This window comes from Pseudonocardia aurantiaca, assembly GCF_039526725.1.
GTDB classification, from domain to species: domain Bacteria; phylum Actinomycetota; class Actinomycetes; order Mycobacteriales; family Pseudonocardiaceae; genus Pseudonocardia; species Pseudonocardia aurantiaca.
This window is the reverse complement of record NZ_BAAAJG010000002.1, coordinates 402,749-426,579: the sequence shown is the minus strand read 5'-3', so window position 1 is coordinate 426,579 and position 23,831 is coordinate 402,749. Positions and strand designations below refer to the sequence as shown.

The window sequence follows — 23,831 nt, the reverse complement described above, 5'->3', positions numbered from 1 at the left end:
CGATCGATCGACTGATCTGCCTCCACCGGTGGATGCGGACCGGGGTCAACCTCCCAAGGCCGCCAGTGCGCCGGCCAGCGCGTCCGGGCTCCGGCGGACCCAGGCGCTCATCTCGACGTGCGCGAAAGGCAGCCCGGCCCGATCGGCGGCCGCCGCCTGGACGTTGGTCGTGCCCTCGAGGCCGTGGCACCGCCGCGCCCACGCCCGGCAGACGCTCAGGCCGGATTCCTCCAGCCGGTCAGCGACGGCTCGCACCACGGGCTCCGGGTCGGCGGGCCCACTGGAGATCACGACGTCGTCGTCGAGCTCGTCGCGTTCCCCGAATCCGTGCAGTTGCAGCTGCGGCAGTCGCAGCCGGACGCTCAAATCCACCGCGAGCGCGTGGAAGAGCGAATCCTCCTGGTGCGCCACGTCGGCCCGCTCCCCCGCAGCCCTGCGGTGCGCCCCGGCCTGCAGGTAGATCGCGTCCGGGAGGGCACCGAGCACAGCCAGCCCGACGTTCTCGGTGCCGTAGTCGGAGTTGGGATGCGGGACCTCGACGATGAGCCGGGCCAGACGTTCCAGCGGCAGCGCGACGAGTCCCCACGACCGCTCCGACGCCGGGTCGCTCTGCGCCACGAGGTACCGGTGCCCCGCCTTGTCCGGCACGACGGCCACGGCGAAGCCTGCCCGATCCAGCTCACGACGCGCGTCGGCGCCCGCGTCGCCGGCCGCTTCGGGTCCGGCCGCCGCCATGGCGGCCACCGCGCCGACCACGGCGTGGCGCTCCTCGCGTTCCGGTGCGCGGTACGGCCCGCCCGGCGTGAGCTGCCGGGTGAACTCACGCACCTGCTCCTCCAACGCGACCGGAGTCGCACTACGCGTCGCCATCACAGCCAGCACTGTGACCGCGACGACCAACGCGAGCACTGCCACCGCGGCGCGCATCACAACCGCTTCGCCACCCGGAACGCCCGCGCGTAGCGCCCGTCGCCGTCGAGTAGCGAGACCCCGCCGAGGTCGCCGAGCGCTGGTCCCTCGGCCCTGATCCGGCTGGAGACGAACCGGTGCTGCCCGGCGTCGTCGAGCCCCAGGTAGATCGCCGAGTGGTCGTTGCGCCCGTCGGGTGCCTGATCGAGATCGAAGAACAGCAGGTCACCGGGCTGCAGGGTACGCAGGTCTGAGGGCTCTCCGGCCTCGGAGGTCACGACGGGAACGCCTGGTCCGAGTTCGGCCATCGCCCACGCCCGCCGAGGCAGCTCCGGCCCGGCGACGTTCGTCGCCAGCAGCGGGTAGCCCGCCCGGTAGCCGTAGACCAGCCGCACGAAGCCCGAGCAGTCCACCGACCCGTAGCGCTCCGGCTCGGGATCCCGCACCTGGCCGTCCGCGAACGTCCACGGCACGCCGAGGTAGTCGGCGAAGTCCGAGTTCTCGCGGGGCAGCGCTCCCGGCGGGCCGGGAGGGCCGAACCCGGCGTCGCCGCGGACGCGCACACCGGCCGCGTCCCGGCCGTCCGGTGCCCCGTCGAAGTACTCGGTGGCAACCGCCAGCACGTCGGGCGCGGTGCTCGCGCGGTTCTCCTCGAGCCACTGCCAGAACCACGGCGCACGCTCCAGCCCGGACTGCCATGGCTGGGGCAGCAGCCGCACCCACACCCGGCTGACCACCTTCGCGGCGGTGAACTGCGGTTCGGCGAACGTGCGTTCCGGCCCCTCGAGGGTGGCGGTCCGGGCGCCGTCTGTGAGGGTCGCGACGACCATGCCCCCTGCGTCCACCACAACCGTGCGCGCCGGCTCGTGCAGCCGGAAGAACTGCGCGTCGAGCGGACCCGGCGACGCTGCCGGCTGCGCCATCGGGCCTGTGACCGCCGCGGCGACGAGCGAGCCGGTGTGATCCCGGACCGCTCCGACGACGATTCCGGTCATCCCGACCGCGACGGCAGCCGCCCCCATCACAAGACGGCGGGTCGCCAGCCTCACCGCGCTGACACGGCCATGCACTCGATCACCAGCGCGTCGGGCCGCCAGGCGGCGGCGCGGCGGACGATGCCGATCTGCTCGACGATGTTGGCCAGCCCGAACTTGCGGTGGATCGGCTCCTCCGTACCGTCGGGGACGATGAACCGGGCGGCCGTGCCCGTGGTCTTCGCGACCGTGCGCAGCCCGCCGCCCCGCAACGCGCCTGCGCACAGCCGAGTGATCGAGCTCTTGCCGCGGATGCCGTTCACAATGATCCGCTCTGGGATCGCCATCAGGTGCCGGTGGTGGTTGCGCTGCTCCACGATCCCGGCAACGAGCATGAGCAGGCAGCCGACCATGTACGCGCCGAAGAGGAAGGTCATGACCCGGCCACCGCGTCCCGTACCGCGCGGGCGGCCGCAAGGCGGTTCGTCGCCGCGACAGCGGTGCCGATCTCATCGAGTCGCTGCGGGGCCAGCGGCGTCACCGGCTCTCCGTCCGCGAGCCGCTCGACGTGGCGGGCGAGCCTGCGCGCCGGCCGGACAACCGTCACGCCGACCCACGCGAGTGCCCCGACGCCGATGCTCGTGACGAGCCCGATCACGACGAGCGCGGTGCGCCGACCGGCGTCGGCTGTGAAGGCAGCGGCCGCGACGCTCTGGTCCTCCACGAGGACCCAGCCCAGGTCGGTCGGCGAGTCCACCCCACCCACCCGCTGCGCCGTGACGGCCCGCCCGTCCGCCGGCAACGAGATCACGTGGACGCCCTGCTGCGCACCGCGAGCGACGGTGACGAGCGCCGGGTCCTCCAGCTTGGCGAACGCCAGGTAGCCGGCGGTGTCGAGCACCGTGTCCAGATGCGGGTCGATCACCCTGGTCCGAACGCCCGGAGCGCGGACCACGTCGTTGAGCGCCCGCGGGTCGAACTCGCCGACCAACATGCTCGCGCCGTCCCACATCGGAGTCGAGGCCAGCACGATGGGCTCGCTGCCTCCGTCGTTGGCCTGCACCACACGGGACCCGCCGGGTGAAACCGTCGGGGGGTGCTGCGGGTGTCCCGCCGTGGCGATCGCCCGGCCGGAGCCATCGACGATCGACACGGCACGGAACAGCTCTTCCGCAGCGAGCGCCCTGGCCACGGTGGCGGCCGCGGCGGTCACCACCTGGCCGGTCGGGGGTCCAGCCGCGCGCTCCAGTGCGGTGAGCCCGCCGCGCAGGGCGGCGTGCAGCTCGTCGGCGCGTCCGGCGGCCGCCGCGCCCGCCTGTCGCGCGGTGGCAGCCGGGTCCTGGACCAGTCCGGCGCCGAGGATGGCGGCCGCGGCGGTAGCTCCCCAGCCCAGCAGGATGGCCCCGGCGACGATCGGCGCCACGGCCATCGCGAGCAGGCGGCCGGTGGTTGCCGAGCGGCTGCTCCCGGTGAACCGGCGCATTGCCGCGAGAATGCGAGCGGTCTCGGCGATCTGCCACCGCCGTGCGCGGTCGGGGTTATCGTCCGGGGTTTCCCGCGTCGACCGCTCCAGGATGTCGTCCATCGCGTCCCGGAGTTGCCGGACGGGCCGCACGACCCCCAACCACAGCAGGGTCTGGCAGACCGCGCCGACCAGCACGAGCGTCGCGGCGAGCGGGAGGTTCGCGCTCAGGCCCGCGACTCCGGCCAGCTCGACGGCAAGCAGCGCGAGGGGTCCTCCGCTGACGCCTGCGGGGAAGCGCGGCTGCGGGAACGGGGACTTCCGGTCCAGCGGGGTCATCAGCGGAGAGCCGGGCATGCTCAACGCGCATGTCCTTTCGACGGCGGCAAGGGGTGTGCCGGGGAGACGGGAGCGAAGCCGTCAGCAGCGCTCTGCCCAGGAGCACCGCGTGAGGCTGCATGTCCGTCGTCGCATTAGCCCAATATCGCAGTGTCTCTGAAACCAAACGGCTACATCTGTACGCCTATTCGGCGGACACGACAAGGCGACGTCACTCGGTCGTGTCGACCGTGTTTACGAACGAAAGCTGCTCCTCGGTCTCGTCCAAAGAGACTTTGGACAGGGCCGAACGCCGCGAATGAGCACGTCGCCTTCTTGCGACGAGTACTACGACTCGGCCAGCTCCGCAGCGGCTAGCCAGTCCAACTCCGCGGCCTCCCGCTCGGCCACCACGGCCTTCAGCTCACGGTCCAGCTCCATGAGCCGCGCCGGTTCGGTCGCGGCCTCCGCGAGCTGCTCGTGCAGCCGCTCCTCCTTCACCGCGAGCGTCTCCATCCGCCGTTCCAGGCGCGAGGCCTCCTTGCGCGCCGCGCGCTGCTCCGCCGCATTCGACGCGGGCTTCGGCTGTGCCGGCGCGGCGGTCGCGGTGAGGCCGTTGACCTGAGCGGACCCGCTCGCGCGTCGCTGCAGGTACTCCTCGATCCCGCCGGGAAGGTGGGTGATCCCGCCGTCGCCGAGCAGCGCGACAACCGTGTCACACGCCCGCTCGACGAGGTACCGGTCGTGGCTGACGACGACGAGCGTGCCCGGCCACCCGTCGAGCAGGTCCTCCAGCCGCGAGAGGGTGTCGACGTCGAGGTCGTTGGTGGGCTCGTCGAGCAGCAGGACGTTGGGCTCGGTCATCAGCAGGCGGGTGAGCTGCAGCCGGCGGCGCTCGCCGCCGGACAGGTCGCCGACGGGCGTCCACTGCCGGGACGCCGGAAAGCCCAGGCGTTCCAGCACCTGCGACGCCGACAGCTCCGTCTTCCCGAGCCGCACGTACTTCGAGACCTGCTCGACGGCCTCCAGCACCCGCAGGTCGCGCGGCAGGTCGATCAGCTCCTGGCTGAGCTGCGCGAGCTGGACCGTCCGCCCGCGGACGAGCCGGCCGCCGTCGAGCGGGCGCTCTCCGCTCAGCGTGCGCAGGAGCGTGGTCTTGCCGGAGCCGTTGACGCCGACGATGCCGATCCGGTCGCCCGGGCCGATCCGCCAGGTCACGCGGTCCAGCAGGGTGCGCGCCGCGACGACCGCCGTGGCGTCCTCCAGCTCCAGCACCGTGCGCCCGAGCCGGTTGGTGGCGAACCCGAGCAGCTCGACGCTGTTGCGCGGCGGCGGCACGTCCGCGATGAGTGCCTCGGCGGCCTCGATGCGGAACCGCGGCTTCGACGTCCGGGCCGGCGCCCCGCGGCGCAGCCAGGCGAGCTCCTTGCGGGCCAGGTTCTGCCGACGGGCCTCGGCGGCGTCGGACTGCCGGGCACGTTCGGCGCGCGCGTAGACCCAGTCGGCATAGCCGCCCAGGTAGCTCTCCACCCGCCCGTTCGCGACCTCCCAGGTGCGGGTGCAGACCGCGTCGAGGAACCAGCGGTCGTGCGTCACGACCACGACCCCGCACCGGCGGGACAGCAGGTGCTCGGCGAGCCAGCTGATGCCCTCGACGTCCAGGTGGTTGGTGGGCTCGTCCAGCACGACGAGGTCGGGTTCGCCGACGAGTGCCGCCGCGAGGGCTACGCGCCGCTTCTCCCCGCCGGACAGACCTTCGACGGAGCGGTCGAGGTCGCCGATGCCCAGCCCGTCGAGCACGTCGCGGACCTTGGCGTCCGACGCCCACTCGTGCTCTGCCGCCCCGTCCCACGCGGCGAGGACGACGTCACGGACCCGCGCGCCCGCGGGGAGGGCGTCGCCCTGCACGAGGTGGGCGAGGTTGAGCCCGCCGACCCGGGAGACGCGCCCGCCGTCGGGCTCGCGGACGCCGGTGATGATGTCGAGGAGGGTGGTCTTGCCGCCGCCGTTGAGCCCGACGACGCCCACCCGCTCGCCGCGCTCCACACCGAGGGAGACGGCGTCGAGCAGCACCCGCGACGCGTCGCCCGGCACGTGCGCGGTGACGGACTCGAGGTTGACCAGGTTCTGGGCCGATCCGCGGGGCGCCATCATGCACGCACCGGGGGCCAGGAGGTGGGCGGGCCCGACGGGCTTCCCGGCGGTTCGTGCTGGTCGACGACCCGGGCTCCGGGCACCGGGCCGTGCGCCACGCGTACCGTGCGGCAGACCCCGACGCCGGCCAGCTCAGCCGCGACGTCGATGGCGGCCTCGGCGCTCGAGCACAGGAAGGCGCAGGTCGGCCCCGATCCGGAGATGAGCCCGGCCAGCGCCCCGGCCCCGACGCCCGCACGCAGCGTGCGGCGCAGGTCGGGGGCCATGCTGACGGCGGCCGCCTGCAGGTCGTTGCCGAGGCTGAGCGCCAGCTGGCGGGGGTCGCCACCGGCGAGCGCCTCCAGCACCGGCTCGACCGGCCGCTCGGTGGGTGCGCTGTCGCCGCGCAGGTGGTCCAGTTCGCGGAAGACGCTCGGTGTGGAAAGGCCGCCGCGGTGCAGGGCGATCACCCAGTGCTGGGTGTGCCGCGCGAGCACCGGCACGATCTGTTCGCCGCGCCCGGTACCGAGAGCGGTGCCGCCGTAGAGCGCGAAGGTGACGTCGCTGCCCAGCTCGGCGGCGAGTCCCGAGAGCTCGTCGCGGCTGAGGTCGAGCTTCCACAGCGAGGAGAGCCCGACCAGGGCAGCCGCCGCGTCGGCGCTGCCACCCGCCATCCCGCCCGCGACCGGGATGCCCTTGCGCAGCACGAGCCGCACGTCCGGGTCGCGGTCGGCCCGGTCGGCGAGGAGCTGCACGGCGCGCCACGCCAGGTTCGTCTCGTCGGCGGGCACCTCCGACACGCCCTCGCCGTACACCTCGATGCCCGGCGCGTCACTCGCGGCGACCGACACCTCGTCGAACAGGCTCACCGCGTGGAAGATGGTGACCAGGTCGTGGTAACCGTCCTCCCGGAGCGGTCCGACGGCCAGGTGCAAGTTGATCTTTGCGGGCACGCGCACGGTGACCGGTGGTGGAACGGCAGCGAGCACCCGACAACCCTACGTGCGCGAGCCGGACGCCCGCGGCCCGCGCCCCGGGAGGGTTCCCGGTGCCGATGGCGCGCCGGTCACCGGGGCAGGCTGAGCTTGCGAGAGCAGGCGGGCCAGGCACCGTAGCCGCCGCAGGCCACGAACCCGGCGCCTGGTCAGCTGGCGGCCGGCAGGACCGGCGCTGCCGTCTCGGCGGGCAACGGGCGGCTCAGGTGCCGCGGCCGCGCGAACAACAGCACCGCCACCAGCCCGATCAGCAGCACCACGGCAGGCAACACCAGGGCCTGCCCCATCGCCGTCGCGAAGCCGGCGTGCAGCGCCTCCGGAAGCTGCGACACGCCGACCTCCGAACTCCCGCCGGCGGAAGATGCCGGCAGGTTCGCGGCGAGCCGCGACTCGATCAGCGCCGCGATCCCCGCACTGCCCAGCACCGCGCCGATCTGGCGGGTCGTGTTGTAGATGCCGGCGCCGCCACCGGCGTTCGAGGGAGGCAGGTTCCGCGTCGCCGTGGTGGCGATCGGAGCCCACACGAACCCGTTGGCCACCCCCAACAGCGCGACCGGAAGCAACAGCTGCCAGACCGGCGTGGCCGGCCCCATGATCGCCGCGAGCCACAGCAACGCCGCCGGGAAGCACACCATCCCGATACCGGCGATCCAGCTCGGGTGCACACGGTCGGTCCACCCGCCCACGATCGGCGCGAGCCCCCCGGAGACGACCGCCATCGGCGCGAGCAGCAGCGCCGAACCGGTCGGGGTCATCCCGAGTACGCCCTGCGCGTAGAAGATGATCGGGAACGTCATCGCGGTGACCGCGAAACCGACCGTGGTGATCGCGACGTTGGCGAGACTGAAGTTCCGGTCGCGGAACAGAGCAAGTGTCACCAGCGGCTCTCCACGGGTGCGCGCCTGCCAGAACAGGAAGCCCGCCATCACCACCAGGCCTGCGACGATCAGCGACCACACGGAGATCGGGCCGGTGATCGTCCCCCAGTCGTAGGTCTGTCCCTCCTGGATGCCGAAGACCAGCAGGAACATGCCGATCGCGCTCAGCGCCACACCGAGCAGATCGAAGCGGCGGACGTGGGTCGGGAGCTCGGGAACCAGCCGGGCCGCCAGCACGAAGCCGACCACGCCGACCGGCACGTTGACGATGAAGATCCACTCCCAGCCGAGGCTGTCGACGAGCACTCCGCCCAGGATCGGCCCGACGAGCGTGGCCACCCCGGCGGTGGCGCCCCACAGGCTCATCGCCTTGCCCCGGCTCTCGGCCGGGAAGGTCCGCGTGATCACGGCCATCGTCTGCGGGGTCATCAGCGACGCGCCGAGGCCCTGCAGGACCCGCGCCGTGACGAGCTCGCCGATGCTGTCGGTCAGGCCGCACCACAAGGACGCCAGCGTGAAGACGGCCAGCCCGGCGAGATAGACGCGGCGCGGTCCGAACCGGTCACCCAGCCGGCCGGTGATCAGCAGCGGCACCGCGTAGGCCAGCAGGTAGGCGCTCGTGACCCACACGACCGAGTCCACGCCGGCACCGAGCCCGGCCATGATCGCGGGCGTGGCGACGGAGACGATCGTCGAGTCCACCAGGATCATGAAGAACCCGACCACCAGCGCCCACAGCGCGGGCCACGGGCTGGGCGGCGCGGCCTCGGCAGCCGTATCGGTCAGTCGTCGAGTGGCCATCCCAGCTCCTTGGTCTCCAGCCGAGCCACGAGCCGCCGCAGCCAGCTCAGCTCGGCCCGCAACATCTCCACGAGGTAGTTCCCGTCCAGCAGGTAGGCCTCAGCGGTGTTGGTCGCCCCGTGTGCGAGGGCCGGCTCCACCTCGGCGAGCTCCGCCTCGATGTGGCGAATACGTGCCGTGAGCAGCTCGATCGCCTCTGCGCGCGGCAAGTTGTGCGCCTCGCCGAGGGCGACCGGGAACCGGGGGAACTCGTTGACCGGCTTGGCGAGCACGCCGCGGATCCACTCCTGCATCGCGACGCGCCCGGCGTCGGTGACACGGTACGTGGTGCGCTCGGGACGCCCGCCCTCGCGGTCGGTGCCGATCGCCTCGACCAGCCCGTCGGCTGCCAGCCGGGCAACAGAGTGGTAAAGCGAGCCCGGACGCACCTTGACGACCCGGTCCTCGAACCGATCCATCATCAGCCGGTACATCTCGTAGGGATGCATCGGCCGCTCGCACACCATCGCGAGGATGCTGGTCGCGAGCGGCGTCAGTACCGCCGCCACACGCACCACTCCGCTCTGATCGTTCCAGTGGGGTTATTCCGCACGGAATAATACATGTGGAACCGCCGCGGACGGCGGCTACGGGCGGGCGGCGGCCAGGCGGGCGAACGCGGTGACGTCGAGCTGCTCGGCGCGCTCCAGCGGCGAGATTCCGACCGCGCGCAGAGCCTCCTCCGCCGCGGCCGGCGAGCCCGCCCAGCCCGACAGCGCCGAGCGCAGGGCCTTGCGGCGCTGCGCGAACGCCGCGTCGATCAGCGTGAACACCTCGATGCGGTCGCCGGGCGGCGGGTCGCGCCGGTCGAAGGCCAGCAGCCCGGAGTCGACGTTCGGCACGGGCCAGAACACCGCCCGCGGCACGGGCCCGGCCCGGCGGGCGGCCGCGAACCAGGCCAGCTTCGCGCTGGGCACCCCGTATGCCTTGCTGCCGGGCGCGGCGGCGAGCCGCTCGGCCACCTCGGACTGCACCATCACCAGCCCCCGCCGGATCCCGGGCAGCTCGGCCAGCAGGTGCAGCACCACCGGCACCCCGACGTTGTAGGGCAGGTTGGCCACGATCGCCGTCGGTTCGGGCGTGGGGAGGTCGCTCGCCCGCACGCGCAGCGCGTCGGCGGCGGTGACGGAGAGGCGGGCGGCCAGCTCTGGGGCCCGGTCGGCGGCGGTGACGGGCAGCCGGTCGGCCAGCACCGGGTCGATCTCCACCGCGTGCACGGCGCGCACGGCCGGCAGGAGCGCCAGCGTCAGGGAGCCGAGGCCGGGGCCGACCTCGACCACGACGTCGTCCGGCGTCAGCTCGGCGGCCCGCACGATGCGCCGCACCGTGTTCGGGTCGTGCACGAAGTTCTGGCCCAGCCGCTTGGTGGGGCGCAGGCCAAGCTCTGCTGCCATGGCCCGCACCTCGGCGGGACCGAGCAACCGCGACCGCTCGTCCGTCACCCCGGGAGGGTGCCCGGTGCCGATGGCGCGCCGGTCACTGGGGCAGGCTGAGCTTGCGAGAGCAGGCGGGCCAGGCACCGTAGCCGCCGCGGTCGTCGCGGACCTTCGACGCCACCGCGATCTGCTCCTCCCGGCTGGCCTGGTGCGGCAGCGGGGCGTAGTCGGTGCCGCCGTAGGCCCGCCAGGTGCCGGCGTCGAACTGGAGGCCGCCGTAGTAGCCGTTGCCGGAGTTGATCGCCCAGTTCCCGGTGGCCTCGCAGTTTGCGAGCCGGTCCCACACGCTGCCGTCGGCGACCGTGGGCGCGCTCGGGATGTCGTCGTTGGTTCCGACGCGCACCACACGGGGCGTCGGAGGTGTCATGCCTCCGGCCCGCACCTGCTCGCGCCGAACCTCCTGGCCGTTCTGCACGTAGACACGCATGATCGCAGTCTGCTCACCCGGCTTGCCCCGCTCGACGACCACGCGGTCCCCCCGCGGCAGATCGGGGTCCTCGATCAGCTGCTCCGGCGGCGGGATCGGGCGGGTCTCCACGACCTCACCGACACCGTTGCGCACCACCTGCACCGACATGGCCTCGGTGAGCGGGGTGTCGCCGGACGGAATGGCGACGTCGTCAGGCCCGAGGTGAATGCCCTGCTCGGCGAGCAGCCCGCCGACCGTGCCGGACATCGTCGTGAGCGGGGTCCGCGCGGCGGTGCCGTCGGTGAGCGTGACGTTGCGCGGCACCCGCAGCTCGAGCGAGGCGCCGTCGAGCGGGATGTCCGCGTCCGGGGACATCGACATCTGGATGGGCGCGGCCTCGACCCCGACCATCTGGAGCGCTTCGCCGATCGATGCCGCGGAGGTCCACAGCTCCCGTTCCGAGCTGCCCTCGACGAGGGTGAGCTTGCGGGCCCGGCTGAAGATGACGTGGTCGCCGTCGACGAGTTCGGTGGGGAGCGCGGGCTCCACCTTGTCGCGGGCGGTCGGTGCGATCCCGGCCGCCGCCAGCGCCGACTCGACGGTGCTCGCGAACGTGTGCAGAGTGCGGTCCTGACCGTCCACGGTGATCGTGATCGCCTTGTCCATGGCGAGCGCGCTCCCACCGCCGCCGACCAGCACGAGGATCATCGCCAGGACCACCGCCCGCAGCGCTGTGCGCCGGGGCGGGGTGGCGGTCGCCGCCCGGCGCGACCGGCGCGGGGCGGGCGGGTCGGCGCGGCGGCGTGCCGGTTCGGCCTCGGGCTCCGCCTCTGCAGGGGCGGGAGCGGGCGGGGCGAGCACCCCGACCGGCGCCGTGACGGCGGCGAAGGGCTGGGTGAGCGGGTCGATCCCGTCGACGGTCGGGATCGGGCCGGTAAGGGCCTCCTCGATCCGCTCGATGGTGCCGGTGCGCTCGGCGATCGACGGGGCGCTGACGGTTGCGGTGCGGGCTGCAATGCGCGTTGCGGTGACGGCGGCGGTGCCCGTTGCGGTGACGGCCGCGGTGCGCGCCGTCGCCTCGGATCCGGAGGCTGTGCCGGTCTCGCGCGAGCGACGGTGGGTGCCAGTACCGGTAGCGGTGGCAGCCGGAACGGCACCGGTCCGCTGGGCCCCGGCCCGCCGGTGGGTGCCGGTGGGATCGGGAGCGGCGCCGGTGGTGGGAGCCGTCGCCGGGAGGGCGCCGGTGCGGTTGGTGCGGGCTCGCCTGTGGGTGCCGGTCGCGTCCGGGGCCCCGACCGCGGGAGTCGCTGCGGTACCGGCGGCAGCCGTCCGGACACGGTGGGCGCCAGTGGGTTCGGACGCCGCCGGCGGGCGGAGCGCACCGGTCCGGTCGACCCCGGCCTGGCGGTAGGTGCCCGTGCCGTTGGGAGTGCCAGTGCCGTTCGGAGTGCCAGTGCGGTTCGGAGTGCCAGTGCGGTTCGGAGTGCCAGTGCCGTTCGGAGTGCCAGTGCCGTTCGGAGTGCCAGTGCGGTTCGGAGTGCCAGTGCCGTTCGGAATGCCAGTGCCGTTCGGAGCTCCGACGGCCGGAGCCGCAGTAGCGGTGGCGGTGGCGGCCGCAGGCTGCACACCCGTCCGGCCGGTCGGAGTCCGGTACGCGCCGGTGCCCGCGTTACCGGCGGCGGCGGGCGCGGCGCCCGTTCGATCGGCACCAGCGCTGCGGTGGGACCCGGTGCCCCGGGTGGTGTACGTGCCCGTGCTCTCGGGGGCGTCATACGCCGGCAGGGCTCCGGTCCGGTCACTCCCGGGGCGGGCCCGGGGGGCGGGCGGCCGGCTCGTGGTGGGCAGCCCTGGCGCGTCCAGGCCCGGACGTGCCGCGTCGACGGCGGGGAGCGGGCCGGTCATCGGGTCGGCCGAGGCGTCGTCGGCCGAGGCGTCCGCGGGCCGCGTGACGATCGGCCGCTGGTGGAACGCCGATGCGCGGGACGAGTCCGACCGGCTCGGCGGGGCGGACGGCGTGACCGGGACGACGGTCGGCGGATCGGGCTCCCCGTACCACGCCGCGTACGGATCACCCGGCCCGTCCGCGGCGCTCGCGGGCGCCGGCTCATCGGGCCGCTTCGACCGCTTGGGCTGCTTCGGCGGCTTCGGCGGCTTCGGCGGCTTCGGCGCTGCCGACCGGCGCCGCGGCTCGTGCTCGACGACGGGCGCGACCAGGTCGATCGCCGACGTCGCCAGCCCCGCGCCGGTGTCTCCGCCGCCGTACCAGTCTGCGTACGGGTCGTCCGGCGTCGCCACGGCGTCGATCGGGGGCTCTGCCCGACCGACGCGTGCACGCACGGCGCGATGCCGAGCGCGCGTAGGGACGTCGACCACTGGGTTCCAGACCTCGTCGGACCGGGCAGGGGAGGAGGACCACGGTCACGGTGGCCCGGAGGCGTGAGTTCGGGGAGCGAGCCGAACCACCGTGACCGCGGTGCTGGGGAGCGTTTCCCCACCCCGGCTTTAGCGATCACGGAACCGTAACGGGTAGTGAGCGTCGTATCCGAGTGACGACGCACGGTCCTCGCCGAACGGCCTACCCGCTACGGCGAACGAGCCCGGTCCGCCGCCCGGCGTGGCCGGTTACGCGACTGGTGGCAGCTCGCCGAACCGGAAAACCCGCTCGGCGTTTCGTCCGGCGACCGACGCCAGACGTTCGTCTGTAATGCCGCGTAGAGCAGCGAGAGCGCGCACGGTCCACGGCAGGCAGTACGGCTCGTTGGCGCGGCCGCGGTGCGGGTGCGGGGTCAGGAACGGGGCATCGGTCTCCACGAGCAACTGCTCCTCCGGCACGACGACGGCCGCCTCCTGGAGAGCTCGGGCATTACGGAACGTGATCGGACCGGCGAAGGACAGGACGAAGCCGGCGTCCGCGCATTCGCGAGCCATGGCGGCGTCACCGGAGAAGCAGTGGAAGACGACGGTCTCCGGCGGGCGCTCCTCGTGGAGGATGCGCAGCACGTCGTCGTGGGCGTCCCGGTCGTGGATCATCAGCGGCTTGCCGATGCGCTTGGCGAGGTCGATGTGCCTGCGGAAAGACTCCTGCTGCGCGGCGGGCGGCGAATAGTCCCAGAAGTAGTCGAGGCCGGTCTCCCCCACCGCGACCACACGCGGGTCGCGGGCGAGCTGCTCGATCTCGGCGTGGTCGTCCTCGGTGACGGCCGCCGTGCGTGTGGGGTGCAGCGCGACGGCGGCGACCACCCGGTCGTCCCAGTGCGCGGCCCGCACCGCCCACCGGGCCGCGGGGAGGTCGTCGGCCACGGTGACGGCCCGCGTGACGCCGACGGCCGCCGCCCGGTCCATCGCCGCCGCGACGTCCGCGGCGTCGACGCAGCCGCAGGCGTCGAGGTGCGTGTGCGCGTCGACGGTGGGGACGGGCAGCGGGTCGGGGGCGGGAGGACGCTCCCGCCGCCCGTTCCCGGCGCTCAGTGCACGCCCTCGCTGCGGTCGGGAGTCGCTTCGCGCATGTGCTGTGTCGGCTGTTCGCTCACAAGCTCGCTCACGGGACGATCGGGGCCCACTCCGGGCCGGTCTCACCGAGCTCGGGGTCGAGCTTGGGGAAGATCGGCGTCGGCTTGGCGAGCGGGCGGCCCACCTCGATCGGCGTGGACTCCCAGCGCGCCTGCTCCCGCGTGTAGTCCCCGCTGAGGATCGGGTTGATCCGGCCGGGAATGTCCAGGTCGGGCACGTCGAACAGGTCGGGCTGCGACGCCCAGACGCCAGTGCCGCCCAGCGCCTCGTGCACCTTCTGCGCCGCGTGCGGCAGGAACGGCGTGAGCAGCGTGTTGGCGTCCTGCACCACCTGCAGGGCCGTGTGCAGCACGGCGTCGCGGCGGCCGGGGTCGTCCTTCAGTTTCCACGGCTCCTGCTCCGACAGGTACCGGTTGGCCGCAGAGACGACGCGCATGGCCTCGCTGATGCCGGCGCGGAACCGCGAGCGCTGCAGGTGCGCGCCGACCGTGTCGAACGCGGCACGCGACAGCGCGAGCAGCTCGGCGTCGGCCGCCGCCGGAGAGGCGGGGCGCGGGATCGCGCCGTTGTTCTTGTGCGCCATCGAGATCGACCGGTTGACGAGGTTGCCCCACTCGTTGGCCAGCTCGAAGTTGACCCGCCGAACGAACTCGTCCCACGTGAAGTCGACGTCCTGCGTCTCCGGCCCGGCCGCGGAGATGAAGTACCGCAGGCTGTCCGGGCCGAACTCGCGCAGGAAGTCGTGCAGGTAGATCACGGTGCCGCGGGAGGTGGAGAACTTCGACCCGCTCATCGTGAGGAACTCGCTCGACGCGATCTCCGTGGGCAGGTTCAGCACGCCGTAGGGCCCGGGCTCGCCGCCGTGGTCGCCCTGGCCGTTGTGGCCGAGCAGCAGCGCGGGCCAGATCTGGGCGTGGAACGTGATGTTGTCCTTGCCCATGAAATGCACGATCTCGGCCGATGGGTCGTTCCACCACGCCTTCCAGGCGTCCGGGTCACCGGTGCGCCGCGCCCACTCGACACTCGCCGAGAAGTAGCCGATCACCGCGTCGAACCACACGTAGAACTTCTTGAGCGGCTGGTCACGCCACCCGTCGAGCGGGATCGTGACGCCCCAGTCGAGGTCGCGGGTGATCGGCCGCGGCCGCATGTCGTCGACGAGGTTCCGCGTGAAGTTCAGGACGTTGGGCCGCCACCCCGTTTTGGTGGACAGCCACTTGCCCAGCGACTCGGTGAAAGCGGGCAGGTCGAGAAAGAGGTGCTCGGTCTCGACGAACTTCGGCACCTCGCCGTTGATCCGCGAATGCGGGTTGATCAGCTCGGCCGCGTCCAGCTGGTTGCCGCAGTTGTCGCACTGATCGCCGCGCGCCCCGTCGTAGCCGCAGATCGGGCACGTGCCCTCGACGTACCGGTCCGGCAGCGTGCGCCCGGTCGACGGGCTGATCGCGCCGGTGGTGGTCTTCGGGATCACGTAGCCGTTGCGGTGCAGGGCCAGGAAGATCTGCTGCACCACGTCGGCGTGGTTGCCCGTGGTGGTGCGGGTGTAGAGGTCGTAGGTGACGCCGAGCCCGCGCAGGTCCTCAGCGATCACGCGGTGGTACTTGTCGACCGTCTGCTGGGGCGTGAGGCCTTCCTTCTCGGCCTGCACCAGGATCGGGGTGCCGTGCTCGTCGCTGCCGGAGACCATGAGCACCCGGTTGCCGGCCATCCGCTGGTAGCGGGAGAACACGTCGGAGGGCACACCGATGCCGGAGACGTGGCCGATGTGCCGCGGGCCGTTGGCGTAAGGCCAGGCCACGGCGGTCAGCACGTGGGAACTCATGCTCACCAGCCTAAGCCCCGGCCGCAGCCGGGTTTCAGACGACGGCCGAGCCGCCGTCCCATGTGATCTCCAGCTTGCCGTCGACGGTGCGCAGCGCGATCCCGAGCACCTCGGAGGTGTGCTCGCCGTCGGGGCCGGGCTGCATCGGAATCAGGCGACCGCCGACGGAACGGAGAAGCTCGACGCGCCCCTCCTCCGGGTGCGCCACGAGCATCTCCCGGACACCGCGCTCACTGTAGAAGTCGATCTTCGCGTAGGTCTCGTCGTCCTTGGACCGGATCTCGAGAACGACGTCGGCACCCTCGGCCCCGCGCTTCGACCGCTGCTCGGGACGGCAGAACATCTGGTCAGGGACACGGTAGTCGGTGTCCGTGCGGAACAGCCCGGTCTCGTAACGCGGGAGCAGCCCGAGACGTTTGGCGATCGGTCCGACGACGAGCATGAACTCGATGCCGAACTCCTGGTGCGGATCGCCAGGGGGCGGAACCATGTGCAGTACCCCGTCCCACATCTCATCACGGACGTCTTGACCCAGCCGGCGCCGCTCGTCGAGCAGCTCCTGGGGTGCGTCGAGCATCACGACCCGCATGGCCAGAGGGTACCGGGAGCCGATCGACTACCGTGAAAGCCGTGAACGTTGAGGTCACGCCCCTGCCCGGGATCGGGGTGCGGAAGGATTTCGCTCTCCGCAACGGGCGGCGCATCGGCGTCGTCACCCACCGGGACGGCAAGATCGAGCTGATCATCTCGAAGTCCGACGACCCCGACGCCTGCCTCGCCGAGATCCCGCTCACCACCGAGGAGGCCGGGGCGCTGGCCAACCTGCTCGGCGCCCCTCAGCTCGTCGCGCAGCTCACCGAGGAGCACCGCGACCTCCCCGGCATCCACACGCGCCAGATCCCGGTCGGCACCCCGTTCGACGGGCGCACGCTGGGCGACACGGCGCTGCGCACCCGCACCGGCGTCTCCGTCGTCGCCGTGATGCGCGCGGGCCAGGTGCACCCGAGCCCCACACCGGACTTCACCCTGACCGCCGGCGACCTCATGGTCACCGTCGGCACGTCGGAGGGGCTCGACAACGCTGTCAAGATCCTTAAGCGAGGCTGACGCGGCGTGGACCACACCGCGCTGGAGCTGATCGAGCTCGGCGCCGTCTTCTTCACATTGGGCCTGCTCGGCCGCCTCGCCGGTCGGATCGGCCTCTCCCCCATCCCGCTCTACCTGCTCGGCGGGCTGTTCTTCGGCACGGGCGGGGTCATCCCGCTCTCAGGCATCGAGGGCTTCACGACGCTCGCAGGCGAGGTCGGCGTCGTGCTGCTGCTGCTCCTGCTGGGCCTGGAGTACTCGGCCACGGAGCTCGTCACCGGGCTCAAACGCTCGTGGACGGCGGGACTCCTCGACATCGTCCTCAACGCCGCGCCCGGCGTGGCCGTGGCGCTGCTGCTGGGCTGGGGCCCCGTCGGGGCGCTGGTGATGGGCGGGGTCACCTACATCTCGTCGTCGGGGATCATCGCGAAGGTCCTCTCCGACCTCGGCCGCCTCGGCAACCGGGAGACCCCGGTCGTGCTGTCGATCCTCGTGTTCGAGGACCTCGTGATGGCGGTCTACCTGCCGATCCTCACGGCCGTGCTCATCGGCGTCAGCCTCGTCGGCGGGCTCACGGCCGTCGGTGTGTCGGTCGCCGTGCTGGCCGTCGTGCTCCTCGTGGCGCTGCGCTACGGCCGGTTCGTCTCCGCGCTCGTCGACTCCCCCGACCGCGAGGTCTTCCTCCTCAAGGTGCTGGGCCTCGCGCTGCTGGTGGCCGGGTTCGCGTCGGCGATGCAGGTCTCGGCCGCCGTCGGGGCCTTCCTGCTCGGCATCGCGATCTCGGGCTCGACCGCCGAGAACGCCACCAAGCTGCTCGAGCCGCTGCGCGACCTGTTCGCCGCGGTGTTCTTCGTGGTCTTCGGCCTCAACACCGACCCGGCGACGATCCCGCCGGTGCTGGCGTGGGCGATCGTCCTCGCGCTGTCCACCACGCTCACGAAGCTCGGCACCGGGTGGTGGGCCGCCCGGCGCGCGGGCATCGGGCCCCTCGGCCAGGCCCGGGCAGGCGCGGCGCTCGTCGCGCGGGGCGAGTTCTCCATCGTCATCGCCGGGCTCGCCGTCGGCAATGCGGCGGTCGACGAACAGCTCGCCGCTCTCGCCACCACCTACGTTCTGCTCATGGCCGTCATCGGGCCGGTGGCCGCGCGGATGGTGGAGCCGACGGCCCGCTGGGTGCGTTCGAAGCGCCCGTCCGCGGCCCCCGCACCCTCCGCCGGCAACTGAGCAACGCAGGTCGTCGGCTACGGGCTCACCATCACGCACACCTGACGGTCAGGGCTCTCCGTGGCGGCGGCGCATCGGGGCGCTGCGCCGGTCGCTGGCGAAGAGAACCTCGGTGGAGGGCGGTAGGTAGCCCTGGTCACGGAAGAGCGGCTGCACGGCGGGCAGCACCGCAGTGGTCGCTGCCGCGTCGGCGACCACCGTGTCGGCGTTGGCCACGTAGGAGGTGATGCCGAGGTACATGGCGGCGGAGTTCGACTGGCACGGCGCCGTTGTCGAGAGCAGCACGTCCTTGCGCGCGGGGAATGCGGTGTTGCCGGGCAGCTGGTCCCATCGCGTGCCGGCCGCGGCGATCTCCAGGTAGCGGCGCACGTCGAAGGTCGAGGAGCCGGGCACGACCACGCCGGCCTCGGTGAGCAGGTCGACGACCGGGGCGAACGTCGCCACCGCCATCGGCGAGGAGAACGGGGCGTAGGTCCGCGCCGCCGGATGCCCGGCCAGCAGCTTGTCCGCCGCTGGCGAGCTCGACGGGAAGGCGAAGTCGTAGCCGTCGAGCTTCACAGTGGTGGCGATCTGGCGGGAGCCGGCCGGGTCGACGCGGACGTCGAGGCCGTTGGCCCGGAACACCTCCTGCACCCGCGGGTCGCCGAAGAACGCGAGCTTCTCCGACCCGATCACGCCTCTCACCGTGGTCACCGGCGGCGGCGCGGGATCGTCGGCGCCCGGCGGTGCCACCACCACCCAGACGACCACACCCAGCAGCACGACCGCGAGGAGCCAGCTGAGAACCCGCCTGCCGGAGCCCCGGCCACCCGGAGCGGTCATAGGGGTGATCGTCGCGGCAGCGGTTGAACGGTCAAAGAACGGCAGGAACCGACTTGACGACCAAGGCGATCATCGATGGGCGAGCGCCGCCGCGTACAGCTCACGCTTCGGAACGCCCGCCGCCGTCGCCACCGCGGCCACCGCGTCCTTGAGGCGCTCCCCGTCCGCCACGCGCTCCTCGACCGCCCCGACCAGCGACTCGACACTCGGCGCGGCCGTGGGTGCGGCCCCGGCGAGCACCACCGTGATCTCGCCCCGCACCCGGTCCTTCTCCTCGGCCCACGCGGCCAGCTCGGACAGCGGGCCGCGGAGCACCTCCTCGTGCGTCTTGGTCAGCTCCCGGCATACCGCCGCCGCACGCTCGGCACCGAGCACGTCGACGGCGTCCGCGAGCGTCTCGGCGAGCCGGTGCGGCGACTCGAAGAACACGACGGCCCGCGGCTCGGCCACGAGCGTCTCCAGCCAGCGGCGCCGCTCGCCGCCACGGCGCGGCGCGAACCCCTCGAAGCAGAAGCGCTCGACGGGCAGGCCGGAGAGCACGAGCGCGGTCGTCACCGCGGACGGCCCCGGCAGGCACGTGACCGGGAGCCCCTCGGCCGCGGCGGCAGCCACCAGCCGGTATCCGGGGTCGGACACCGCCGGCATCCCGGCGTCGGTCACCACGAGCACGGTGCGCCCGGCCCGGACGTCCTCAAGAAGGCCGGGCAGGCGCGCGGCCTCCACGGCGTCGTAGTGGCTGATGACCCGCCCGCTGACGGTGACGCCCAGCGCGGCGGCGAGCCAGCGCAGCCGCCGGGTGTCCTCGGCGGCGACGACGTCCGCTGTGGCGAGGGCGTCGATCAGGCGGGCGGAGGCGTCCTTGGCATCGCCGAGCGGGGTCGCCGCGAGCACCAGCAGACCATCTCGTGACTCGCGGCTCACGGGGCACAGCCTAGGGTCGTGGAAGCGGGGTTCCATGCTCGGATCCGGCGTCCAGGCGGATGCGTCGCAAGGCGGAGGAGGAGGCGATACCGCTGTTGTATCGGCGACGACGACAACGCCGCGAGGCGCCGCCTGGGCGTCGGAGGCGGGCATGACGACCTCGCTTCCACGACCCTGGATTCGGGCCGTGGCCTCCCGCACCGTCGCGGGCTCGCGGCATGGCGCAGCCACCCGTACAGCCGCGGACGAAGCTCCCACCACCGGCAACCCGCTGCTGGGCGAGCGGCCACCACCCGTGCAGCACCCGCTCGACCCGGCCGCCCGGCTCGGCCCGCCGCCACCGAGCGACCGGCTACGCGGCTGGATCGTCACGGCTGTGCTCACGCTGGTGGCGGGCGCGGTCCGGTTCGCAGGCCTCGGCTACCCGACCGACGGCGGCACCCCCGTCTTCGACGAGAAACACTACGTGCCGCAGGCGTGGCAGATGCTGCGCAACGGCGGTGTGGAGGACAACCCCGGCTACGAGCTCGTCGTCCACCCGCCGCTGGGCAAGCAGCTCATCGCGCTCGGGGAGATGCTCTTCGGCTACGACGGGTTCGGCTGGCGCGCGGCCGCCGCGCTCGCCGGCACGTTGACCGTGCTGCTGGTGATCCGCGTCGCGCGCAGGCTCACCCGCTCCACGCTGCTGGGCGCGATCGCGGGTGTGCTGCTCATCTGCGACGGCCTGTCCCACGTGCAGTCCCGCATGGGGATGCTCGACGCCTTCGCCGCGTTCTTCGTGCTGGCGGCCTTCGCCACCCTCGTCTGCGACCGCGACGACGTGCGGGCCCGCATGGCCAGGGTTGTCGCGGAGGGCCGTATCGGCGACACCCCGTTCGGGCCCCGGCTGGGGGTGCGGTGGTGGCGGCTTGCTACCGGCGTGCTGCTCGGGCTGGGCTGCGCGGTCAAGTGGTCGGGCGTGTACTGGCTAGCCGCGTTCGCCGTGCTCGCGGTGTTCTGGGACGCCACGGCCCGGCGTGCGTCCGGCGTCGAACGGCCGTGGGTGGGCACGGTCCGCCGCGACCTCGGGCCCGCTCTGTGGGCGCTCGCGCTCGTGCCGGTGCTCGCGTACCTCTTCTCCTGGTGGGGGTGGTTCCGGAGCGAGACCGCGATCGACCGGCACGTCGTCGGCATCGACGTCGGCACCGGCGGGCCGTGGGCATTCCTGCCCGACGCGCTGCGCTCGCTCTGGTACTACAGCGGCCACGTCCTGGACTTCCACGCCGGGCTCACCACCGCGGCGAGCGGCATGCACCCGTGGGAGTCCAAGCCGTGGACCTGGCCGATGGGCCTGCGGCCGATGCTCTACTACTACGCCTCCGGCGAAGGCGTCACCGGCTGTGGGGGCCCCGACTGCGTCAGCGCGGTGATGCTGATCGGCACGCCCGCGTTGTGGTGGCCTGCGCTCGTCGTGCTGGCGTTCGCGCTCTGGCGCACGTTCACGCGGTTCGACTGGCGCTACGGCGCCGTGCTCGTCGGGTACGGCGCGGGCATCCTCCCGTGGTTCGCCAACATCGAGCGCCAGATGTACTACTTCTACATGGCGCCGGTGGCGCCGTTCCTCGTGCTCGCCACCGTGCTGTTGATGGGCGAGATCCTCGGCCCCGCCCACGCCGCGCGCGAACGCCGCCAGACCGGGCTGCTGGTCGTCGGGCTGTGGGTGGGGCTGGTCGTCGCGAACTTCCTGTGGCTCTGGCCGATCCTCGTGGGTCAGCCCATCACCCAGGACATGTGGAACATGCAGCTCTGGCTGCCGTCCTGGCGGGCCTGAGAAGGCCTGCTACCCCGCCGCGAGCAGTGCGCTCGCAACCAGGGCGAGGGCTGCGCTCGTCAGCTGCATCCTGGTGAGACGCTCGCCGAGCACCAGGCGGGCGAGCAGCACGACCACCACCGGATAGAGCGACACCACCACGGCGGTCACACCCAGGTCGCTGAGCCGCGCGGCCAGCAGGAACAGCACGTTGGCCGCGGTGTCGAGCACACCGGACACCAGTATCAGCAGCGTCGGCGAGGACCTCCGTGCCGCCTCGGGAGCGGCCACCGGCGCGGCCGGCGCGACCGGCTCCCGCACGGCCTGGCGGGCGCCGAACCGCAGCGGGAGCCGGTGCCGCAGCACGAGCGCCGTCAGCAGCGCCACCGAGGCGACGCGGCCGGCCAGCAGCGGCCAGAGTCCCGAGCCGGACGGCGTGGCGTCGAGCCCGACGAAGAAGAGCCCGAACCCGACGCCTGCACCGAGGCCGAGCAGCAGCCCCGTGCTGGCCGCGGCATCGCTGCGGGTGCCCGCGGTGGCGAGCAGGATCGCCGCCATCGCGACGACGATCGCGAGCACAGTGACCGGGCCGAGCCGCTCCCCGCCTGCGAGTCCGACCGCGAGCGGCAGCCCCGCGCCGACCACCGCCGAGAGGGGCGCGACCACCCCCATCGGCCCGACGGCGAGCGCCCGCAGGTAGAGCAGCAGGCCCGCCGCGCCGGCGATCCCGGCCAGCGCCCCGTAGCCGAACGCGGCGGCCGACGGAGTGCCCGTCACCAGCCAGACGACGGGCACCAGCGACACCAGGCCCGTGGCCTGAGCCGCCGCCGTGACCACGAGGACGGGAGCGCGCCGGGCGGCGAGACCGCCCGTGAAGTCGGCGACGCCGTAGGCGAGCGCGGCAGGCAGCGCGACGGGGACGGACATACGACCTCAGTTCAGCAGCTCGAAAGTGCAGTGGATCCGACTGGGAAGGCCAACAGACTGGACGTTAACCGCGCTGCGCATGAAGTACAACTGAGTAGCCGAGGAAGTACGGCAGACTGTCCGCATGCAGTCCCCCGAGGACGTCGCCACGGCAGTCGGCCGCAACGTGCGGGCCCTGCGCCAGCAGCGCCGGATGACGATCGACGCGCTGGCCGCAGCGGCGGGCGTCAGCCGCGGCACCGTGATCCAGATCGAGACCGCACGCGGCAACCCGAGCATCGCCACGCTGGTCGGGCTCGCGGCCGCGCTGCGCGTCGGCGTCGCGTCGCTGGTGGACGGCGACGCCGAGCCACGCCTGGTCGTCCGACGGGGCGCCGAAGCCGCGACCCTGTGGAGCAGCGCCTCCGGCAGCAACGCCGTGTTCCGCATCGGCACCGACCCGCCCGACGTCGTCGAGCTGTGGGACTGGACCCTCCAGCCCGGCGACGCATTCGACGGCGAGGCGCACCCGATGGGCACGCAGGAGGTGCTGTCGGTGCTGTCGGGGCGGCTCGGCCTACGCGTCGGGAAGACCGAGGAGCATCTCGACACCGGCGACACCGTGTTGTTCCAGGCGCACGCCCCACACCGCTACTCCGGCGAGGGCGAGGTGCCGGTGCGGTTCGTGATGGTGGTGCTCCAGCCCGGCGACGCGGGTCTGGTGCCACCGACCGCGATCGCCGAGGCCGAGATCCCGCTCTCGTGACCTGCGCGAGGCGTCAGCAGCCGTCGGCGCGCAGGGGCCGGTGCACCGGATCGACCGCGAGGGTCACGGCCTCCACCTCCGAGCGGTAGAGGCACCCGCCGGGTAGACGTACCTCGACCGTGTTGCCGTCGACGAACCGCGCGGTCGGTGCGGGGGCGGCCTCGACGCCCTGGAAGACGACGGTCTCCTGCTCGAACGGCCCGGTCCCGTTCCGCACGACCACGGCGAAGACCGGATCGATCGCCGTCGCCGAGCCCTCCAGCACGACGAGTCGCCGGCCGCCGTCGGCGGACTGGGAGACTTCGGTGCTCGGGGACGTGAGCTGGGTTGCGACCCCGATCAGCGCGCACCATCCGAGCGCAGCCACAGCACCGACCATCAGCACCAGCACCCGCAGGATCCCCCGCCCCACGGCGACGGCGAGAGCCGCAGTGAACAGCAGGATCCCCAGCAGCACGAGGGCAGCGGTGAACCAGCGCGCGTGGCGGAGGTGGAACGGGTCGGCGACTGCGAGTGCCGCGAACAGCCCGACGATCACGGTCAGGACGCCGAGGAGCGCCACCCGGCGGAGTCTTCTCACGGCGCGCATCCTGCCCCACCGCCGATCACCCTGTTGGGTGGAACACGTCCG

General features: G+C 72.9%; 21 protein-coding genes. 4 read left to right on the top strand and 17 right to left on the bottom strand.

Features of this window, described 5'->3' with window-relative positions:
* Positions 1 to 45: 45 nt before the first annotated feature.
* The 13 genes from ABD143_RS04020 to ABD143_RS03960 all read right to left on the bottom strand — a co-directional run bounded on the left by ABD143_RS04020 (position 46) and on the right by ABD143_RS03960 (position 16,275).
* Positions 46 to 927, bottom strand: a complete 882-nt coding sequence (locus tag ABD143_RS04020) for a hypothetical protein (RefSeq protein ID WP_343971349.1) — start codon at positions 925 to 927, stop codon at positions 46 to 48.
* Complete coding sequence (locus ABD143_RS04015; RefSeq protein WP_343971346.1) at positions 927 to 1,958, bottom strand: NlpC/P60 family protein; 1,032 nt, start codon at positions 1,956 to 1,958, stop codon at positions 927 to 929. Before ABD143_RS04015 ends, ABD143_RS04020 begins: the two co-directional genes overlap by 1 nt.
* Positions 1,955 to 2,320 (bottom strand): hypothetical protein, encoded by a 366-nt coding sequence (locus ABD143_RS04010; protein ID WP_343971343.1) that lies wholly within the window; start codon positions 2,318 to 2,320, stop codon positions 1,955 to 1,957. The genes ABD143_RS04015 and ABD143_RS04010 overlap by 4 nt, the downstream gene beginning before the upstream one ends.
* Positions 2,317 to 3,702: a HAMP domain-containing protein gene (locus ABD143_RS04005; protein WP_343971340.1), complete on the bottom strand. Its 1,386-nt coding sequence runs from the start codon at positions 3,700 to 3,702 to the stop codon at positions 2,317 to 2,319. Before ABD143_RS04005 ends, ABD143_RS04010 begins: the two co-directional genes overlap by 4 nt.
* 309 nt (positions 3,703 to 4,011) lie before the next feature.
* Entirely contained in the window at positions 4,012 to 5,817 is a 1,806-nt protein-coding gene (locus ABD143_RS04000; RefSeq protein ID WP_343971337.1) for an ABC-F family ATP-binding cassette domain-containing protein, read from the bottom strand.
* On the bottom strand, positions 5,814 to 6,785 hold the full coding sequence (locus tag ABD143_RS03995) for a 4-(cytidine 5'-diphospho)-2-C-methyl-D-erythritol kinase (RefSeq protein WP_343971334.1): 972 nt from the start codon (positions 6,783 to 6,785) through the stop codon (positions 5,814 to 5,816). The genes ABD143_RS04000 and ABD143_RS03995 overlap by 4 nt, the downstream gene beginning before the upstream one ends.
* 155 nt (positions 6,786 to 6,940) lie before the next feature.
* A complete protein-coding gene (locus tag ABD143_RS03990) occupies positions 6,941 to 8,470 on the bottom strand; it encodes a DHA2 family efflux MFS transporter permease subunit (protein WP_343971331.1) in 1,530 nt (509 codons plus the stop codon).
* Complete coding sequence (locus tag ABD143_RS03985) at positions 8,452 to 9,018, bottom strand: PadR family transcriptional regulator (protein ID WP_343971328.1); 567 nt, start codon at positions 9,016 to 9,018, stop codon at positions 8,452 to 8,454. Before ABD143_RS03985 ends, ABD143_RS03990 begins: the two co-directional genes overlap by 19 nt.
* A 78-nt stretch (positions 9,019 to 9,096) precedes the next feature.
* Positions 9,097 to 9,903, bottom strand: coding sequence for a 16S rRNA (adenine(1518)-N(6)/adenine(1519)-N(6))-dimethyltransferase RsmA (rsmA, locus tag ABD143_RS03980; RefSeq protein ID WP_343971649.1), 807 nt, complete (start codon positions 9,901 to 9,903; stop codon positions 9,097 to 9,099).
* A gap of 82 nt (positions 9,904 to 9,985) precedes the next feature.
* The gene (locus ABD143_RS03975; protein WP_343971325.1) at positions 9,986 to 12,649 is read right to left on the bottom strand and encodes a transglycosylase family protein; all 2,664 of its coding nucleotides are present in this window, start codon (positions 12,647 to 12,649) and stop codon (positions 9,986 to 9,988) included.
* A gap of 327 nt (positions 12,650 to 12,976) precedes the next feature.
* Complete coding sequence (locus ABD143_RS03970; protein WP_343971646.1) at positions 12,977 to 13,822, bottom strand: TatD family hydrolase; 846 nt, start codon at positions 13,820 to 13,822, stop codon at positions 12,977 to 12,979.
* Positions 13,823 to 13,892: 70 nt separating this feature from the next.
* Complete coding sequence (gene metG, locus ABD143_RS03965; protein WP_343971321.1) at positions 13,893 to 15,686, bottom strand: methionine--tRNA ligase; 1,794 nt, start codon at positions 15,684 to 15,686, stop codon at positions 13,893 to 13,895.
* 34 nt (positions 15,687 to 15,720) lie between these two features.
* Positions 15,721 to 16,275, bottom strand: coding sequence for a Uma2 family endonuclease (locus tag ABD143_RS03960; protein WP_343971318.1), 555 nt, complete (start codon positions 16,273 to 16,275; stop codon positions 15,721 to 15,723).
* A 41-nt stretch (positions 16,276 to 16,316) separates the two neighbouring features.
* Here ABD143_RS03960 and ABD143_RS03955 point away from each other — a divergent pair, with 41 nt between their 5' ends.
* Positions 16,317 to 16,793: a cation:proton antiporter regulatory subunit gene (locus ABD143_RS03955; RefSeq protein ID WP_343971314.1), complete on the top strand. Its 477-nt coding sequence runs from the start codon at positions 16,317 to 16,319 to the stop codon at positions 16,791 to 16,793.
* 6 nt (positions 16,794 to 16,799) lie between these two features.
* Positions 16,800 to 17,996, top strand: coding sequence for a cation:proton antiporter (locus ABD143_RS03950; protein ID WP_343971311.1), 1,197 nt, complete (start codon positions 16,800 to 16,802; stop codon positions 17,994 to 17,996).
* Positions 17,997 to 18,044: 48 nt separating this feature from the next.
* Here ABD143_RS03950 and ABD143_RS03945 read toward each other — a convergent pair whose 3' ends face one another.
* Entirely contained in the window at positions 18,045 to 18,818 is a 774-nt protein-coding gene (locus tag ABD143_RS03945; RefSeq protein ID WP_343971308.1) for a hypothetical protein, read from the bottom strand.
* Positions 18,819 to 18,887: 69 nt separating this feature from the next.
* On the bottom strand, positions 18,888 to 19,739 hold the full coding sequence (gene rsmI / locus ABD143_RS03940; RefSeq protein WP_343971305.1) for a 16S rRNA (cytidine(1402)-2'-O)-methyltransferase: 852 nt from the start codon (positions 19,737 to 19,739) through the stop codon (positions 18,888 to 18,890).
* Between the two features lie 151 nt (positions 19,740 to 19,890).
* Between rsmI and ABD143_RS03935 the strand changes: the two genes are divergently transcribed.
* Entirely contained in the window at positions 19,891 to 21,549 is a 1,659-nt protein-coding gene (locus ABD143_RS03935) for a dolichyl-phosphate-mannose--protein mannosyltransferase (protein ID WP_343971302.1), read from the top strand.
* Between the two features lie 9 nt (positions 21,550 to 21,558).
* On the opposite strand, the gene ABD143_RS03930 is transcribed toward ABD143_RS03935, so the two are convergent.
* Positions 21,559 to 22,455, bottom strand: a complete 897-nt coding sequence (locus ABD143_RS03930) for an EamA family transporter (protein WP_343971299.1) — start codon at positions 22,453 to 22,455, stop codon at positions 21,559 to 21,561.
* 124 nt (positions 22,456 to 22,579) lie between these two features.
* Here ABD143_RS03930 and ABD143_RS03925 point away from each other — a divergent pair, with 124 nt between their 5' ends.
* On the top strand, positions 22,580 to 23,200 hold the full coding sequence (locus tag ABD143_RS03925) for a helix-turn-helix domain-containing protein (RefSeq protein WP_343971296.1): 621 nt from the start codon (positions 22,580 to 22,582) through the stop codon (positions 23,198 to 23,200).
* A 13-nt stretch (positions 23,201 to 23,213) separates the two neighbouring features.
* Here ABD143_RS03925 and ABD143_RS03920 read toward each other — a convergent pair whose 3' ends face one another.
* The gene (locus ABD143_RS03920; protein ID WP_343971293.1) at positions 23,214 to 23,780 is read right to left on the bottom strand and encodes a hypothetical protein; all 567 of its coding nucleotides are present in this window, start codon (positions 23,778 to 23,780) and stop codon (positions 23,214 to 23,216) included.
* Positions 23,781 to 23,831: the final 51 nt, after the last annotated feature.